Here is a 16,281-nt window from a genome sequence, read left to right on the forward strand (position 1 = left end):
TGCGAGACGCGTTGCCGTTCGGTTGCGGCTAGAGGATGCCTCGGGCGTGGAAGGCGGAGCGGGTCTTGGCGGCGACCGCCGGGCCGTACAGGACCAGGGCGGTGGCCACCGCGCGCTGGGCGGCCTGCGGCATGGTGATCGTCGGGTGGTAGAAGAACTGGGACTCGAGGATCACCCGGTTGGCCACGGTGCGGCCGAGGGCGCGGTTGACGTCCCAGAGGGCGTGCGACCAGATCTCGCCGTCGTCGTGCACTTCGCCGTCGAGGTCGCCCGGGTAGAGCTTGGGACCGTCGGTGCGGCGCAGGCAGTGCGGGACGGTGTCGGTGTACGAGGTCGAGTCCCAGTCCATCACGCACGCCCACGGGGTGACCGCGGTGTCGGGGCTCGTCGCCTGGGACATGGTGACCGCCCAGTAGTCGCCGAAGCCCTCGCCGATCGCGCCGGCCTCGGCCGACTCGCCGAAGCCGGGCACCTGGTCGTCCTGGATGGCGTGGCCGTACTCGTGCCAGATGACCTCGTCGTCCTCGGCGTCGTCGACGCCCCCGGTGCCGAAGGTGATCTGGTCGGCCGCACCGTCGTAGTACGAGTTGTCGTCCTCGAAGCCGGTGGTGGCGAAGTCCTGCGGCTCGTCGTTGACGTCCCGGAACCCGAGGCGGTGGATGTAGTTCTGCGTGCCGGTGATGCTGTAATAGGCCATGACCTGCTCGAACCCGGCCTGGGACCGGTTGAACAGGTAGCTGCGGGCGGCGGAGCGGACCTGGTCGTCGCTGACGTTGTAGGCGTACGCGCCCTGCAGGGTGTCCTTGCCCTTGTCGAGGTCGGTGAGCTTGACCGTGCGGTAGGCGCGGGCGAACTGCGGCCCGTCGGCGTCGTCGTCGTCGGTCAGTGCCTCGTTCTGCAGCTTGACCACCGGGTTGGGGTCGAAGACCCGGCCCCTGCCGTCGGCGTGCCGCACGGTGTTCTTCTCCTGGAGCACGGCGCCCGAGTCGGCGTCGGTCAGGGTGCGCACCGTGCCTTTGACCGTCGGCGTCATCGTCATCCAGGCGAGCTTGGCCGGGTTGCCGGGCACGATCACCAGTTCGGCGCGGACGGGCTGCTCGCCGAGCCGGCCGGCGACCTTCGACCGCGCGGTCCGGGCGGTCAGCGAGGCGGTCGCGTCGGGGAGGCCGGTGATCGTGCGGCGGCCGTCGTCGACGGTCGTCTGCCCGGCGGAGGTGTGTGTGGCGTAGAAGCCGCCGAAGACCGGGATCCCCCGGTAGGTCTGTTGGTACCAGGTGTGCGAGCCCAGCAGCGACTGGCGTGTCTGGATCTTCGTAAGGTCGGCCGGGGCGGCCTGGGCCGCGGTGCCGCCGGTGATTACCAGACCGATCGTGACCAGGGGCGCGAGCACGCGGATCGGCTTGTTCAAGGAAACTCCCCACGTTGGTTCCTCAGCGTGGGGACCCTAGCATCTATGCAAATGTATAAATGATCAACAAGCGTCCTGGCGGGGCAGCCGGATGGCGATGGAGGTGCCGTGGCCGGTGTCGCTGTCGACGGCCAGCACGCCGCCGTGCGCGTCGACGATGGCCTTGACGATGCTCAGGCCGAGACCGGCGCCCTGCACCTCCTGCCGTTCGGCGGCGGCGGACCGGCGGAACGGGGCGAGGACCCGCTGCTGGTCGGCCGGGCTGATGCCGATGCCGGTGTCGCGTACCTCCAGAACCGCGTCGTCGCCGTCCACCGACGCCCGTACGGTGACCCAGCCGCGCGGGGTGAACTTCACCGCATTGAGCACGAGTCGTTCCAGCGCCTGCCCGATGCGTTGCAGGTCGGCCCGCACCATCACCGGCTCGGTGGCCTCGGCGGCGAGGTCCAGGCCCCGGCCGCGGGCCAGCACCAGGTTGCGGGCCACCGCGTTGCGGGCCAGTTCGGCGAGGTCGATGACGATGCGGTCGAGCACGAGTGTGCTCTGCCCGGCCTGGGCGGCCAGCAGGATGTCGTCGACCAGGGCCATCAGGCGGTCGGAGTTGCGTTTGATGCGGTCGAGGAACCGCTGGTTCTCCTGGGCCGGCACGGCCGGGTCGCCGAGCACCTCCAGGTAACCGTTGATCGAGGTCAGCGGCGTACGCAGCTCGTGCGTGACACGGGAGATGAACTCGTCCTTGATCCGGTCGGCGTCGCGCACCCGCTCGTTGGCCGCGTCCAGCCCGCGGGCGTACTGGCGCAGTTCGAGCTGGGCCATCACGTGCCGGGCGAGGGTGCGCAGGCCGGTGCACTCGGCCGGGCTGAGCAGGCGTGGCTCGAAGTCGAGCACGCAGAGGGTGCCGAGCGGCTGGCCGTCGACCGTGACCAGCGGGGCGCCGGCGTAGAACCGGACGTACGGCTCGCCGACCACCAGCGGATTGTTGCGGAAGCGCGGGTCGAGCCGGGCGTCGGGCACCTGCATGACCTCGCCCGCGGTCATGGCGTGCGTGCAGAACGAATGCTTGCGGGCGATGTCGCAGATGGTGCCGAGCCCGATGCTGGCCTTGAGCCACTGGCGTTCGCCGGTGACCAGGCTGATCGCGGCGGTCGGGGTGCGGCACAACTGGGCGGCCAGCACCGCGATGTCGTCGAAGTCGGCCTCCGGGGCGCTGTAGAGCACCTCGTAGTTGTGCAGGGCGGCCAGGCGCTGCTGCTCCAGCGCTCCGTCCGCGACCAACATGTCCGACATGTGCGAGACCTCCGGCGGATCGAGCTTCAAAGGTCCACTCGGCCGCTCGCCGCCGCTGCTGAGTGTTAACCGGGGTGCACGACCGGTGCGACCGGCGACAACCCGTTCGCAACCTCGTCACACTTCTCCGGCCCCCGCCGGCTTCTACAGTTCGGGCTGCTGAAACATGATGAAGGGACGGGTTGAGATGGCCGTAATCGTCGCCGCCGAGGATGACGCCGATGTCGCGGGCCTGCTGGCCACCACGCTGGTGCGGGCCGGGCACGTCGTACACCTGGCCGGGACCGGCCCGCGCGCTCTGCAGATGGTTGCCGAGTGCCACCCCGACCTGGTGATCCTCGATCATGGGATGCCCGGCATGTCCGGTCTCGACGTGGGCCGCCGGCTGCGTGCCGACGGCGCGACCGCGGCGGTGCCGATGATGATGTTGTCGGCGTCCGCGCCGGCCGGGGCCCGTGAGGTCTTCGACCAGGTGCTGAACAAGCCGATCCCGTTCCGGCAGATCGCCGACGTGGCCCGGGACCTGCTCAGTTCCACCGGCGACCGGCGGCTGACCGCGGGGCGGGCGCTCACCGACCCGGCGCGTCTCGCCGCGGTGGCCCGGCTGCTCGACGAGCCCGACCCGGTCGACGAGCTGAGCCTGGCCATGGAGATCGCCAACCTGGCCGAGGCGACCGGTGCGCCGAGCGCCGCGGTCGGCCTGGTGCTCGACACCACCCTGCAGAACGTCGCCTCGGTCGGGCTGCCCGACCTGATCGTCGAGGCGGGCGGGGCGCCTGTCGAGTGGACCCCGTGCGGCGTGCTGGCCGGCACCAACCGGCCGCTGCTCTTCGACGACCTGAGCGCCGACCCGATCTTCAAGGACATCCCGATGGTCACGTTCTCGGCCGTCCGGTCCTATGCCGCGATCCCGCTGCATTCGCCGGAGGGCCTGGTCGTGGCGGCGATGGCGGTGATGGACACGGCGCCGCGCCGCTTCTCCGGCCGGACCCTCGACACGCTGCTCGCGGCCGCGCCCCGGGTGATGAGGCTGATCGACAAGCGGCGCTAACTCCCGCGCCGGTGCTCGAAGATCAGGTGCGTCTCGGTGCCCGCGACGAGGTGGGTGCCGCTGAGCCGCTCGGTGATTATCGTGCGCAGGTCGGCGACGTCAGCCGTGGCCACGTGCAGCAGGAAGTCGTAGGACCCGGAGACGAAATAGACATCGCGTACGGCCGGGATGCCGGCCAGCGACTCCGCGAACTTGCCGATCGCGTCCCGCGCGTCCGACCGGATGCGAACGGCGATCATGGCCTGGATCGGCCGACCGATCCAGGCCGGGTCGACGTCGGCGTGGAAGCCCCGGATGGCGCCGAGCTCACGCAGCCGGCGGACGCGGGTCAGGCACGTCGACGGGGCGATCCCGACCCGTTCGGCGAGAGCGTTGTTGGGCATCCGCCCGTCGACCTCGAGCAGGGCCAGCAGGTCCAGATCGACGTGATCAAGTCCCCGAAGATCATTCGGTAGATCGGTCATGATCCGCACCCTGCCCGCATGATGTTCCGCCACACGCTTCTCGGCAGAATCTTCTTCGGCCCCATTGCGGGGATCTGCACATCATTTCACTCTGATCCCACGAACCGCCACTGGTCGAAAGGACCCCCGCAATGCACATCGGCGTGCCGACCGAGGTCAAGAACCACGAATACCGGGTGGCCATCACCCCGGCCGGAGTGGCCGAGTTCGTCCGCCGCGGGCACCGGGTGCTCATCCAGGCCGGCGCCGGGGCCGGCTCGTCGATCACCGACGCCGACTACGCCGGCGCGGGCGCCGACATCGTGCCGGACGCCGACAGCGTATGGGGCCGGGCCGACCTGCTGCTCAAGGTCAAGGAGCCGATCGCGGCGGAGTACCACCGCCTGCGCGCCGGGCAGGTCGTCTTCACCTACCTGCACCTGGCCGCCGACGCGGCCGGCACGAAAGCTCTCCTCGACAGCGGGACCACCGCCATCGCCTACGAGACGGTGCAACTCGCCGACGGTTCGCTACCGCTGCTCGCCCCGATGTCCGAGGTGGCCGGCCGACTCGCCCCGCAGGTCGGGGCGTACTCGCTGATGCGCAACTCGGGCGGTCGCGGCGTGCTCCCCGGCGGGGTCCCGGGCGTCAGCCCGGCCCAGATCACTGTCATCGGCGGGGGCGTGTCCGGCGTCAACGCGGCCACGATCGCGCTCGGCATGGGCGCCGACGTCACCGTGCTCGACCTGAGCATCCCCCGGCTGCGGCAGATCGACGCCCAGTTCGGCGGCCGGATCAAGACCCTGGTGTCCAGCTCCTACGCGATCGAGCAGTCGGTGCTCGAGGCCGACATGGTGATCGGCGCGGTGCTCGTGCCCGGCGCCAAGGCCCCCACGCTCGTCTCGAACGACCTCGTCAAGCGGATGAAGCCGGGCGCGGTGCTCGTCGACATCGCCATCGACCAGGGCGGCTGCTTCGAGGACTCGCACGCCACCACCCACGAGGACCCGGTCTACCGGGTGCACGACGCGGTGTTCTACTGCGTGGCGAACATGCCCGGCGCGGTGCCGAACACCTCCACCTACGCCCTGACGAACGCCACCCTGCCGTACGCCCTGCGCCTGGCCGACCTCGGCTGGCCGGACGCCCTGCGGCAGGACCCCGCGCTCGCTCTCGGCCTCAACATCCACGCCGGCCGGCTCACCAACGCCTCGGTCGGTGAAGCGCTGGGCCTCCCTTCGGTCGAGGTCGACTCGGTCCTCGCCTGACCGCCGGACCGGGCGCCCGGAGCACTGTGCTCCGGGCGCCCTTTCCGTGCCTACAGGTATTTCTGGATCTGCGACAGGTCAGCCGGGCTCAGCCGGTCGGAGCTGGTGTTGCGCTGGTGCCAGAACGGGTAGCGCAGCGGCTCGCCGCTCACGTCGTCGAGCGCCTTGACCTCGTCCTCGGTGAGCACCAGATCGGCCGCCGCGAGGTTGTCCCGCAGCTGGTCGTTGGTGCGCGCGCCGACCACCACCGAGGTCACCCCCGGCTTCTGCACGATGTACGCGAGGGCCACCTGGGCCGCCGACACCCCGTGCGACTCACCGATCTTCACGGCCAGCTCGATCGTGTCGTACAGCTTGTCCTCGTCGTGGATCGGCGGCTCCGACCACTCCGACAGGTGCCGACTGCCGGCCGGGGCCTGGACCCCGCGCCGGTACTTGCCGGACAGCAGCCCACCGGCGATCGGGCTCCACACCAGGATGCCGACGCCACCGTCGAGGCAGGCCGGGACGATCTCCGTCTCGACGTCGCGCGACTGCAGCGAGTAGTAGACCTGAGTGCTCGCGAACCGCTCCAGGTCGTGCTTGGCCGACACGCCCAGCGCCTTGGTCATCTGCCAGGCCGCGTAGTTCGAACAGCCCACGTACCGGACCTTGCCGGCACGCACCAGGTCGTCGAGCGCGGTCAGGGTCTCCTCGAGCGGAGTCTGCCCGTCCCACTCGTGCACCTGATAGAGGTCGATGTAGTCGGTCCCCAGCCGCTTCAGGCTGGCCTCCGCCCCCCGGACGATGTGGTGCCGGGACAGACCGGCGTCGTTCGGGCCCTCCCCCATCGGCATGCGTACCTTCGTCGCGATCAGCCAGTCCTCGCGGGTGTCGCCGAGCGCCTTGCCGATGATCTCCTCGGACAGGCCGGCCGAGTAGACGTCCGCGGTGTCGATCAGATTGACCCCCGCGGCCTTGGCGATCTCGATCTCCTCCTTGGCCGCCCCGACGTCGAGCTGACCGACCGGGGTCGCCCATCCGGTGCCGCCGAAGCCCATCGTGCCCAGAGTGAACGTCGAGACCCGAAGGCCCGTCCGTCCAAGCTGCCGGTACTGCATCGTCATCGCCCTCTCCGCAGTGCGTGTAACCGTTTGCCAGCCTCACCCGCGTACCCGTTCTTGTCCACCGAATGCGTGACCGGGTCCGGTGGACCTCGAGCGGATCTTTGGTTGAATGGCGGCCATGCCCAGCGACACCGCACACGTGGCCGAACGCATCGACCGGCCCGCCGACGACGTGTACGCCTACGTCTCGAACCCGGAGAACCTCCCGACGTGGGCGCACGGCCTCGGCGAGAACGTCACCCGGATCGACGGCGCGTGGTTCGTCGAGATCCCCGACGGCCTGGTCAAGGTCGTGTTCGCCCCGGCCAACGACGTCGGCGTGCTCGACCACGTCGCCACCTTCCCCGGCGGCGAGTCCTTCTTGAACCCGCTGCGCGTGGTGCCCTACGGCGACGGCTGCGAGATCGTCTTCAGCGTGCGCCGCGCCCCCGGCACCTCCGACGAGGACTTCGCCCGCGACACCGGACTGGTCGCCGCCGACCTGGCCCGCCTCAAGGCACTCCTCGAGCGCTGACCGGGCGGCCCCGGGCGCCGCGGCCTCAGCCGCCGCTCCCGCGAGGGGTCGCGTCGCGGGCCTCGGCCAGCAGGAACGCCGCGACGGCGTCGAACGGTTCCAGCGAGCGCTCGGCCCGGGACAGCACCACGGCCCCCTCGCAGGCCGCCACCAGCGTCGCGGCGAACCCGGCCGGGTCGGGATGGCCGCCGTCGGCGAGGAGCTCGGTCAGCCGCTCGCGCCACGACCGGAAGACGGCCGCCGCCCGGGTGAGCATCTCCTCCGACCGCGTGGCCACCGTGACGGCCAGGACCGCCGAGCCGGCCCCGGTCCGGCTCCGCACGAGCAGGTCACGCCAGAGTCCGACGTAGCGCTGCGCGACCCGCTCCGGATCGGCCCCCTTGAGCCCGCCCAGCCCCTGCAGAGTCTCCGCTCCGGCCGCCTCCAGCGCGGCCCCGACGAGCTGCTCCTTGCCGCCGGGAAAATGGTGGTAGATCGACCCGCGAGGGGTCCCGGTCGCCGCCAGCACCTCGGTGAACGACGTACCCTGCAGCCCGTGCCGGCCGAGCAGCCGCACCGCCCCGTCGATCATCAACTCCCGTACGCCCTGCTCCACGCGCCGCCCCCTCCGCCGTCACCGATTTCGCCGCCGATCCCCCGACGGCCCCTGTCGCGAGGTCACCTCACCCCCGCCGCCGAGCCCCGGTGCAGCCCCGCCTGCCTGACCGAGCCCGGCCGCGCGCCGTCCCGAGGCTGCTTGCACCCGTCCCGAGCCTGCTTGCACCGTCACAAGGCCCGCTCGCGCCGGAGAGCGCACTCACGGCGAGGGTCCGGTCGTCGGGATCACCGTCGCCCGTGGACGCCTGCCGTGTCGGCCCCCGCACACCCCTTAAACCATCCTAGGAGGCTAGGTCTGACGGTGGTGCGGAGCCGGAGATCGACTCGTCCTTTGTGGAGTGAGCCGTCCAGCACGGTACGTGACGACGGTGGGCGGCCTTCGACCGGCCCCCGAAAGGAGTACCGGAACCCCGATCGGAGGAACGATCGAGATTCCGGCGCCCGATGATCGTTGGTCAGGTATGCGGGACCTCCTGGAACGACGCGGCATGGACATGGCCCTGATCGCGGGCCTGATGATCTTCTACGGACTGTTCATCGGAGTGGCGCTCAGCCGCTCGTGAGCCACCCGATCACCGCGGCGGGGTCATCCGCGCAGCGGGCAGTCCACCTCGTACCGGCTGACCCCGGACGCCGGGCCGGGGCAGAGGAACTGCTCGAACCGGGTGTCCTCGTCGACGAAGCGCTTCAGCCAGGCCACGCTCGTCGAGGCGATGGTGGTGTTCGGGACGTTGGGGGCGAAGTGGGAGGCTCCGGCCAGTTCGAGGTAACCCGCGTCCGGCAGGCTGCTGAAGAACCGCTCGGAGTGTTGCCGCACCGGCGCGATGGTGTCGGACTGGGCTCCAATGATCATGGTGGGCACCTTGACGGTGGAGAAGTTCTTGGTCAGGTCCCACGGGGTGAGCGGCACGGCGGCCTTGAGCGAGGCTCTCGAGCGAGCGGCCTCCAGGGTTCCGCCGCCACCCATCGAGTGACCCATGACGGCCAGGCGGTTCTTGTCGATGCGGGTGCGCACGGCGCTCTGCCCGGTCAGGAAGTCGAGTGCGGCGAGCAGCTGACGGCCGCGAGTGGCGGGCTGGTCCGAGGTGGTCAGCGTGTCGATGTTGAAGACCACGAAGCCCTGCGACGCGATCCGCGGCGCCAGCCAGGCCAGACTGCTGCGGGTCGCGGTGAAGCCGGGGGCGATCGCGACCGCGCCGAAAGTGCCCTGACTGGTGTCGGTGGGCGCGTAGATGTCGCCGCCGCCGAAGCCGGACACGCTCGATCGGGCGACGCCGGTGCGGCTGATCGCGAACGGCCCGGTGGTGGCGCGGATGCTCGCGGCCGACGGGTTCGGCCCCCGCTGGAACGAGGCCGCCGCGATCTCGGCGCGCTGAGGCGAGGACGTCGCGGCGTCGGCTCGGGGGATCAGGGTGACGGCGGTGGCGGCCAGGGCCAGCCCCGCGGCGGCGCCGGCGATGGTGCGGAGCTTCCTTCTCGGTTCTCGCATGAGCTTCTCCCCACGATTGTCGGAAAATCTCGATAGTCGGAAATCCGGATCCGGTAGCCGCTCATACGGTTCGCATTCGGCCGCCGGTCGAATGGCAAGGCTGTCGTGAGACGGCCGTCGCAAGAGCGAAAATCGCATTGAACCGAATCGGCTCCGCCGGTGTTCACCGAAGTCCAGGCCCATCCGCAGGGGGGACAAAACGGACAGTAATGCGCGCCGGGTGATTTCCCACGGCGATGTCGTACGGGGTGCGGTGCGCCAATTCGGAGCCCACGGATCGCTCGACATGGATTCGCTGGCGACGCAATTGGCGATCAGCCGGGCCACGCTCTACCGGGTCGCGGGGAGCCGGGACGCGCTGCTCGGCGACGCGCTCTGGGCGCTCGGCGACCGCACCCTCGCCCGGGCCCGCACGCGCCGGCGGACGTGTGGCGTCGACGGCGTGCTCGAGGTGTCCCGGCGGTTCCACGACAAGCTGCGCGGGTCCCGCCCGATGCGCCGGTTCGTCGACGACGAGCCGCAGACCGCCGCCCGGGTCCTGTTCACCCCGTCGGGCGAGGTGCACCGCCGCGCGGTCCTGACCCAGCGCGACATCTTCGTCGAGGCCGGCGCCGCCCACGCCGAGGCCGACCTGTTCGACCAGGCCTTCCTTTACGTGCGGATCATGGAGTCGGTGCTCTACAGCGAATTGTTCACCGGCCGGGAGGTCGGCTTCCCGGTCGCCGAGCGCGCTCTGCGCGCCCTGCTCGGATGACCCCGGGCCCGATGAGGTACGGGGGTGCGGCGCTCCGAGCCGACGAAGCACTTAAGTCGGACGTATAGGACCAACTGCGCGGGGTAGTCGACGGTCATGCCGACGGCTACGACCTCCACCCTGGGTTTTCCCACCGCGGGCACCGAGCTCGAAGGTGACCTGCACCTGCCCGCCGGCGCGCACGGCGTGGTCCTGTTCGCGCACGGCAGCGGCAGTTCACGGCACAGCCCTCGCAACCGCCACGTCGCCGGGGCGCTGAACAAGCGCGGTCTCGGCACCCTCCTGGTGGACCTGCTCACCCATGAGGAGGAGGTGAGCGAGGTGCAGACCCACCAGCTGCGGTTCGACATCGGGCTGCTCGCCGACCGGCTGACCGGCCTGGTCGACCGGCTCGGTGAGCGGCCCGACACCCGCACCCTGCCGGTCGGCCTGTTCGGGGCCAGCACCGGGGCGGCGGCCGCCCTCGTCGCCGCGGCGGAGCGCCCCGACGAGGTGCACGCGGTCGTCTCCCGGGGTGGCCGGCCCGACCTGGCCGGACCGGCACTGCCCCAGGTCGAGGCCCCGACGCTGCTGATCGTGGGCGAGCGGGACCTGCCGGTGGTCGAGCTCAACGAACAGGCCCGCGACACCATGACCGGGACCGCCGAACTGCGGATCGTGCCGGGCGCGACCCACCTGTTCGAGGAGCCGCACGCGCTCGAGATCGTGGCCGAGGAGGCCGGCACCTGGTTCGCCACCCACCTCCGCTGATCTTCGCCGACCGCGACGAGCTCGACCGGCGGGTGCGCCGTCACCGGGCCGGGCCCCGCCTCCCCCGCGGGCGGGCGCTGGTCAAGGCCTGCGGGTCACCTTCCACCAGAAGCTCGGGGCGGCCGTCGCCGCGTCCGCCGACAGATCCACCCGTACGCCGGAGGCCTGCACCGCGCCGACCACCTGGCCGGAGGTGACCCCCGAGCCCGGGGCCGACGTCGTGGTGGTGACCTTGACCGCCAGTCCCGGCCAGCCGACGACCTTGAGCGGCCCGGCCGGACTGACCGGCGCCGCCGCACCCCAGGCGGTCTTGATCTGGCCCACTGTCTTGTCCGCGAGGAGCACGTACTCCTTCACGATGCCGCGTACGGCTTTGAGCAGTTTCCGGACGACGCTGTTGACGTTCGCCAGTTGCTCGGGGGTGTGCGCGCCCGGCTGGTTGAACACCGCCCCGACGACCGTGAGTGTCCGGCCGCCCACGCTGAGGTGGGCCGCGAAGACCAGGTTGCCGCCGGCCTCCCCGGTCGAGCCGGTCTTGATGCCGAAGACGCCCTGTTCACCGAGCAGATCGTTGTAGTTCTTGATCGTCCCGGCGACCGGGATCCGGGCCGACGGCATCGCCACGATGTCGGCGAACACCTGGTCCTTGAGCGCCGCCCGGGCCAGCGTGACCTGATCGGCCGCCGTGCTGATGGTGGTGGGCAGATAACCCGACGGATCGGTGTAATGCGTGCCGGTCATGCCCAGTTCCCCGGCCGCGGCGTTCATCTTCTCGAGGAACGCCGCCTCCGACCCGGAATCCCAGACACCGAGCATGTGCGCCACATTGTTGGCCGACGGCAGCATCAGCGCTTCGAGCGCGTCCCGCTCGGTCATCCGCTCGCCGACGGTCACCGGCACGAGCGACTGCCCGAGCGGAATCCGGGCGTTGTAATCGGCCACGTCCGCGCTGGTCACCGTGATGGTCGGGCCCTCCGCGGCGCCACTGAGCGGATGATTCTTGAGAATCAGATAGGCCGTCATCACCTTGGCCACACTGCCGATCGGCTCCGGATCGTCGTCCCCCGATCCGCCGAGCCGCCCCATTCCCTCGACGAGCAGTTCGGCCGACCCTTTGGCGGGCCACGGAATGGCGGGCAGGGCCCCCGGAATCTTCAGCGTCGCCGCGACCTCGGTGGTGAGGGTGGCCGCCGGTAGCCCGCGCTGGAGCTGAGCGGCGACCCCACCCCCCAAAAGACCCAGAAGCAGAAGAAGCGGCAGAAGTACGGCCAGGAGTACGCGTTTCCGCCTCTTCGGCTTCTTGACTCCTGTCCCGCTCCCCTGCGGCGCGAAATGCACCGGCGCGACCGGCGGGGCGACCGCCGCCCGAGCCGCGATCTGCGCGCGTTCCGGAGCCGGCGGGGACACCGAAGCGCGCCCACCCTGGGCCGGCACGACCGAAGCGCGCCCGCCCTGGGCCGGCATGGCAGCGCGCCCGCCCTGGGCCGGCACCACCGGCGCCCGCCCGCTGCGGGGCGGCGCGGAGACCGGCAACGGCTGGGTCTCGTCCGCAGCGGCGGAGCGAGACGGGGCCGATGACTGCGACGGGCCCGATGAGTGCGAAGGGGCCGATGCTGGGGACGGGTCCGGTGACCGAGGCGGGTCCGGGCGCAACTGGACCGTGGCCTCCTCGCCCGGCACCCGAGCGGCGCCGAACGACGCGGGCGTCGGGCCCGGCCGGACCGGCGACGGCGGGCCGGGCTGAACGAGCGTCGGCGGTTCCGGCGCGCCGGCCCGGCCTGCCGCGTACCCGTCAGATCGTTGAGCAGGCGGTCCGTCGCCTGCGGGGACCCGCGCCGAGCCTTTTGCCGATGGCTCGTCGCCGTGGTCCCCCGGCGTGGTTGCGTCCCCCGGCCCGGCCGCCCGCGTCATTGCACCGCTCCTCATCCGACCCGGAGTCGCCCCGGGCGCCCGACCAGTATTCCCGGCCCGCGCCAACCCACTTGTCAGCGGTCCGACAGCGCGACGACCCTACGTCGGCTACCTGTGGTTCATGCCGGCCGGCCCGCGTCAGGAGAATCGGATGATCGCCGTCAGCGCGCAGCCCACCCGCCCCTACTCCGCCGCCCGCACGGCGCGCCTGGCCCTCTGGGTGTTTCTGCTGGCCAACCTGGTGATCGTCGAGTTGATGCTGAGCACCCCGGCGACCGCCGCGCACAACACGCTGACCTCGGTCGGCCGGTTCTTCGGGCTGCACCTGGCGTTCCTGATGGCGCTGCAGCTGCTCCTGATCGCCCGGCTGCCGTTCCTGGACCGGCGGATCGGGATGGACCGGCTGACCACCTGGCACCGGTGGACCGGGTTCACCCTGTTCTGGCTGGTCCTGCTGCACCCGACGTTCGTGCTGCTGGGCTACGCGCGGCTCGACCGGATCTCGTTCCTCGGCGAGATCCCCAACCTGGCGAAGCAGATGCCGGTGCTGCTCGGCATGATCGCCGCCGGGCTGGTGGTGGTCGTGGCCGCGCTGTCGGTGCGGCTCGCCCGTCGCCGGCTGTCCTACGAGACCTGGCACGCGGTGCACCTGCTGGTGTACGCGGTGGTGGCGCTCGGCATCGTGCACCAGATCTACGAGGGGTCGGCGTTCAAGAGCAACATCCTCACCCAGGTGTACTGGTGGGGCCTGTGGGCCTTCGCACTGGGCGCCCTGCTGACCGGCCGCCTGTTCGTGCCGCTCGTGCGCAACGCCCGGCACCGGCTGCGGGTCGCCGCGGTGGTCCCCGAGACCGACGACGTGGTGTCGGTCTATCTCACCGGGCAGGATCTGGGCCGCCTCGAGGCGCGGGCGGGTCAGTTCTTCCTGTGGCGGTTCCTCGGTCACAACCGATGGTGGCAGGTCAACCCGTTCTCCCTCTCCGCGGCGCCGGACGGCCACGCGCTGCGGCTGACGGCGAAAGGCATCGGGGAGACCAGCGCGGGCCTGCGGCGGCTGCCGATCGGCACCCGGGTGTACGCCGAGGGACCGTACGGGGCGTTCACCGCCGCCCAGCGGGTGACCGGCAAGACGCTGCTGATCGCCGGCGGCATCGGCATCACCCCGATCCGGGCCCTGCTGGAGGACGATCAGCTGCCCGGCGACATCGTGGTGCTCTACCGGGTGCGGGACCGGGCCGAGGCCGTCCTGCTGGGCGAGCTGACGAACCTCGCGCAGATCCGCGGCGCCCGGCTCGACCTGCTGACCGGCCCGACCGACGAGCGGAACCGGCCGTTCAGTCCCGAAGCCCTGCTGGCCCGGGTCCCGGACATCGTCGAGCGGGACGTGTTCGTGTGCGGCCCGGCCCGGATGACCGACGCCGTCCGGCGCAGCCTGCGTGAGCTCGAGGTCCCGGCGGCCCAGCAGCACGCCGAGACCTTCCGGCTGGCGAGCTGAGCACCACCCGCGAACCGCCTGCGGCGAGTTGCGCCGGGCGAGTAACCTGCCCCGCGTGATCAAGCTGACGCGGCGCCGCATCGCCTGGGGCGCGGCCGTCGCGGCCCTGGTGCTGGTGCCGGCGGTCGGCGGGTGGAGCGCCGGCCAGGCACTGCGGCCGGCGGCGGCGCCCACGACCGCGCCTCCGGCCGCGCCGCCCGTGACGCCCACCCCGGCCTGGTCCGGGCCCACCCTGGACACGACCACGCCGGGCGGGCCGATCGGGGTCACCTCGGGCATGCCGACACCGAGTTCACTTCTGGCTCCCCCGGTCGGCTGGAAGCTCAGCGACGTACCCAGGTTCCTTCCGCCACCGGCGCCGGAACCGATCGTCCTTGCGCCGGGTGACCAGGTGCCGTTCCTGTCCCGGATCCCGGTGACCCAGCCGGTCGCGTTCCTGACCATCGACGACGGCTTCCTGAAGAACCCGGAGGCCGAGAAGCTGTTCGCGGCGGCGCGGATCCCGGTCACGCTGTTCCTGACCACCGACGCCATCCACGACGATCCGGCCTTCTTCGACCGGTTGCGCTCCTACGGCGCGGTGATCGAGGCGCACACGATCTCGCACCCGGAACTGGCCGGGCGCTCCGCCGAGTTCCAGCACCACCAGATCTGCGACGGCGCCGACCGGCTCGCCCAGTGGTACGGCCGCCGGCCGGTGCTGTTCCGCCCGCCGTTCGGCGACAAGGACACCACGACGCTGCGGGTCGCCAAGCAGTGCGGCATGACGGCCGCTTTCATGTGGAAGGAGACCGTCGACAAGGGCAAGGTGCGTTACCAGGAGGAACTCAAGACGGTGCAGCGCGGCGACATCATCCTGATGCACTTCCGGCCGGCCTTCGTCAAGGACTTCCTGGCCGCGCTCACCGCGATGCACCGGGCGGGCCTGACCCCGGCGCTGCTGGAGGACTACGTGCCCGGGGCGTCCCTGGCCACCCCGGCGAGCCCGCCGACGAGTCCGGCGGCGGGCCCGCCGCCGAGCCGGTCGTCGAGCCCGCTCGGATGAGCCCCGGTCAGGCCGTCACCCGTGGCTGCCGGCTCGCCGAGCCGATCCCGAAGGCGACCGCCCCCGCGATCGCCGCCACCCCGCACAGCGCCAGCGTCCAGACATAGCCGAACGCGCCCACCGAGGCGCCCGCCAGGACGCCGGCGACCAGCAGGCCGGCCGTCGCCGCGTTGGCGAACAGGGTGGTGGCCCGCCCGGTCGCCGGGGCGAGCAGATCCTGGAAGTAGCGGATCCCGGCCGCGCCCACCACCGCGATCGCGACGCCCCGGAAGATCTGCCCGACCAGCAGCAGAGGCATGCCGTCGGCCAGCATCGTGAGGGCGAAGTGGACGACGAACGCGAGCATGCCGCCCAGGATCAGCAGCCGCTGGCCGACCCGGGGCGGCAGGGCGGCGAGGACCAGCGCCGCGACGACCTCCACCGCGGCGCACACGCTGTAGAGGATGCCGACGGCGGAATCCGGGCGGTCGAGGCCCCGGGTGACGAACAGCGGCAGGGTCACCGATCCGGCGTACATCGCCGTGAAGAACAGCGTGACACTCGCGGTGAGCAGGACCACCACCCGGACCGGTGGGGCGTCGCCGGCCCGCTCGCCCTCGGCGGCGGCCGACGGCCTCGCCGGCGGCCTCGGCACCGAGAGGGTGGCGGCGGCGGCGAGCAGCAGAGCGGCGGCGGCCGACCAGAGGAGTACGGGGTAACCGCCGTGCGCCAGCACTAGCGCGCCCAGAAGCGGGCCGATCGCCCAGGCCAGCGACCACACCGAGCGCAGCAGCGGGGCCGATCGCTGGGCCGCCGGTCCGTCCCCGAGGACCGCGCGGGCGAGCGAGAACAACTGCGGGAAGGCCGCCCCGACCCCGCCGAGCAGGGTGAGGGCCAGCAGCAGGAAGACCGGGAACGCGGTGGTGCGGGTCAGGATCGTGAACGCGATCGCGCAGCCGACGGTGACGAGCACCGTGTAGCGGCGCGCCGGGCGCCTGTCGAAACGCCTGCCGAGCAGCCACGCCACGACGATGCCGCCGATCGCGGTGCACGACGCGAGCACGCCGATCCGGATCGGGCTCAGGTGCGCCTCGTCGGCCGCGAACAGCACCACGTACGAGCCCCACATCGAGTCGGCGACGCCGAGCAGCAGGACGGCGGCAGCCAGCGAGAAGAACGGCACC

Annotated in this window: 15 protein-coding genes; 7 read left to right on the forward strand and 8 right to left on the reverse strand. The window is 71.5% G+C overall.

Annotated elements, in window-relative coordinates; genetic code table 11:
* Positions 1-28: 28 nt before the first annotated feature.
* On the reverse strand, positions 29-1,408 hold the full coding sequence (locus Afe05nite_RS15785; RefSeq protein ID WP_239117844.1) for a M36 family metallopeptidase: 1,380 nt from the start codon (positions 1,406-1,408) through the stop codon (positions 29-31).
* 63 nt (positions 1,409-1,471) lie between these two features.
* Positions 1,472-2,695 carry a GAF domain-containing sensor histidine kinase gene (locus Afe05nite_RS15790; RefSeq protein ID WP_203817857.1) on the reverse strand — a complete coding sequence of 408 codons (1,224 nt, stop codon included), beginning with the start codon at positions 2,693-2,695 and terminating at the stop codon, positions 1,472-1,474.
* A gap of 187 nt (positions 2,696-2,882) precedes the next feature.
* On the opposite strand from Afe05nite_RS15790, the gene Afe05nite_RS15795 reads away from it, so the two are divergent.
* Entirely contained in the window at positions 2,883-3,746 is an 864-nt protein-coding gene (locus Afe05nite_RS15795) for a response regulator (RefSeq protein WP_203817858.1), read from the forward strand.
* Here the strand turns inward: Afe05nite_RS15795 and Afe05nite_RS15800 are convergent.
* A complete protein-coding gene (locus Afe05nite_RS15800) occupies positions 3,743-4,210 on the reverse strand; it encodes an Lrp/AsnC family transcriptional regulator (RefSeq protein ID WP_203817859.1) in 468 nt (155 codons plus the stop codon). The two genes, Afe05nite_RS15795 and Afe05nite_RS15800, sit on opposite strands and share 4 nt — an antisense overlap.
* A 131-nt stretch (positions 4,211-4,341) precedes the next feature.
* On the opposite strand from Afe05nite_RS15800, the gene ald reads away from it, so the two are divergent.
* Complete coding sequence (ald, locus tag Afe05nite_RS15805) at positions 4,342-5,457, forward strand: alanine dehydrogenase (RefSeq protein ID WP_203817860.1); 1,116 nt, start codon at positions 4,342-4,344, stop codon at positions 5,455-5,457.
* Between the two features lie 50 nt (positions 5,458-5,507).
* On the opposite strand, the gene Afe05nite_RS15810 is transcribed toward ald, so the two are convergent.
* Complete coding sequence (locus tag Afe05nite_RS15810; protein ID WP_239117845.1) at positions 5,508-6,563, reverse strand: aldo/keto reductase; 1,056 nt, start codon at positions 6,561-6,563, stop codon at positions 5,508-5,510.
* A 118-nt stretch (positions 6,564-6,681) separates the two neighbouring features.
* On the opposite strand from Afe05nite_RS15810, the gene Afe05nite_RS15815 reads away from it, so the two are divergent.
* Positions 6,682-7,077 (forward strand): SRPBCC family protein, encoded by a 396-nt coding sequence (locus tag Afe05nite_RS15815; RefSeq protein WP_203817861.1) that lies wholly within the window; start codon positions 6,682-6,684, stop codon positions 7,075-7,077.
* Between the two features lie 25 nt (positions 7,078-7,102).
* Here the strand turns inward: Afe05nite_RS15815 and Afe05nite_RS15820 are convergent, their stop codons facing one another.
* The gene (locus Afe05nite_RS15820; protein WP_203817862.1) at positions 7,103-7,672 is read right to left on the reverse strand and encodes a TetR/AcrR family transcriptional regulator; all 570 of its coding nucleotides are present in this window, start codon (positions 7,670-7,672) and stop codon (positions 7,103-7,105) included.
* A 588-nt stretch (positions 7,673-8,260) separates the two neighbouring features.
* Entirely contained in the window at positions 8,261-9,163 is a 903-nt protein-coding gene (locus Afe05nite_RS15825; protein ID WP_203817863.1) for an alpha/beta hydrolase family protein, read from the reverse strand.
* Between the two features lie 286 nt (positions 9,164-9,449).
* Here Afe05nite_RS15825 and Afe05nite_RS15830 point away from each other — a divergent pair, with 286 nt between their 5' ends.
* Together Afe05nite_RS15830 and Afe05nite_RS15835 are read left to right on the forward strand one after the other, a co-directional pair.
* Positions 9,450-9,917: a QsdR family transcriptional regulator gene (locus tag Afe05nite_RS15830; protein WP_203817864.1), complete on the forward strand. Its 468-nt coding sequence runs from the start codon at positions 9,450-9,452 to the stop codon at positions 9,915-9,917.
* A 96-nt stretch (positions 9,918-10,013) separates the two neighbouring features.
* Entirely contained in the window at positions 10,014-10,667 is a 654-nt protein-coding gene (locus tag Afe05nite_RS15835; protein WP_203817865.1) for a dienelactone hydrolase family protein, read from the forward strand.
* A gap of 81 nt (positions 10,668-10,748) precedes the next feature.
* On the opposite strand, the gene Afe05nite_RS15840 is transcribed toward Afe05nite_RS15835, so the two are convergent.
* Positions 10,749-12,200: a D-alanyl-D-alanine carboxypeptidase family protein gene (locus Afe05nite_RS15840; RefSeq protein WP_239117846.1), complete on the reverse strand. Its 1,452-nt coding sequence runs from the start codon at positions 12,198-12,200 to the stop codon at positions 10,749-10,751.
* 529 nt (positions 12,201-12,729) lie between these two features.
* On the opposite strand from Afe05nite_RS15840, the gene Afe05nite_RS15845 reads away from it, so the two are divergent.
* Both Afe05nite_RS15845 and Afe05nite_RS15850 read left to right on the forward strand, forming a co-directional pair.
* On the forward strand, positions 12,730-14,073 hold the full coding sequence (locus tag Afe05nite_RS15845) for a ferredoxin reductase family protein (RefSeq protein WP_203817866.1): 1,344 nt from the start codon (positions 12,730-12,732) through the stop codon (positions 14,071-14,073).
* 55 nt (positions 14,074-14,128) lie between these two features.
* Positions 14,129-15,118, forward strand: a complete 990-nt coding sequence (locus Afe05nite_RS15850) for a polysaccharide deacetylase family protein (protein ID WP_203817867.1) — start codon at positions 14,129-14,131, stop codon at positions 15,116-15,118.
* Between the two features lie 7 nt (positions 15,119-15,125).
* Here the strand turns inward: Afe05nite_RS15850 and Afe05nite_RS15855 are convergent, their stop codons facing one another.
* Entirely contained in the window at positions 15,126-16,280 is a 1,155-nt protein-coding gene (locus Afe05nite_RS15855) for an MFS transporter (protein WP_203817868.1), read from the reverse strand.
* Position 16,281: the final 1 nt, after the last annotated feature.

Source organism: Paractinoplanes ferrugineus, assembly GCF_016862195.1.
Lineage (GTDB): Bacteria > Actinomycetota > Actinomycetes > Mycobacteriales > Micromonosporaceae > Actinoplanes > Actinoplanes ferrugineus.

Coding starts and splice junctions, on each gene's coding strand:
- Afe05nite_RS15790 (WP_203817857.1), bottom strand. CDS start 2,695: ATGTCGGACATGTTGGTCGCGGACGGAGCGCTGGAGCAGCAGCGCCTG.
- Afe05nite_RS15795 (WP_203817858.1), top strand. CDS start 2,883: ATGGCCGTAATCGTCGCCGCCGAGGATGACGCCGATGTCGCGGGCCTG.
- Afe05nite_RS15800 (WP_203817859.1), bottom strand. CDS start 4,210: ATGACCGATCTACCGAATGATCTTCGGGGACTTGATCACGTCGATCTG.
- ald (WP_203817860.1), top strand. CDS start 4,342: ATGCACATCGGCGTGCCGACCGAGGTCAAGAACCACGAATACCGGGTG.
- Afe05nite_RS15810 (WP_239117845.1), bottom strand. CDS start 6,563: ATGACGATGCAGTACCGGCAGCTTGGACGGACGGGCCTTCGGGTCTCG.
- Afe05nite_RS15815 (WP_203817861.1), top strand. CDS start 6,682: ATGCCCAGCGACACCGCACACGTGGCCGAACGCATCGACCGGCCCGCC.
- Afe05nite_RS15825 (WP_203817863.1), bottom strand. CDS start 9,163: ATGCGAGAACCGAGAAGGAAGCTCCGCACCATCGCCGGCGCCGCCGCG.
- Afe05nite_RS15830 (WP_203817864.1), top strand. CDS start 9,450: ATGGATTCGCTGGCGACGCAATTGGCGATCAGCCGGGCCACGCTCTAC.
- Afe05nite_RS15835 (WP_203817865.1), top strand. CDS start 10,014: ATGCCGACGGCTACGACCTCCACCCTGGGTTTTCCCACCGCGGGCACC.
- Afe05nite_RS15845 (WP_203817866.1), top strand. CDS start 12,730: ATGATCGCCGTCAGCGCGCAGCCCACCCGCCCCTACTCCGCCGCCCGC.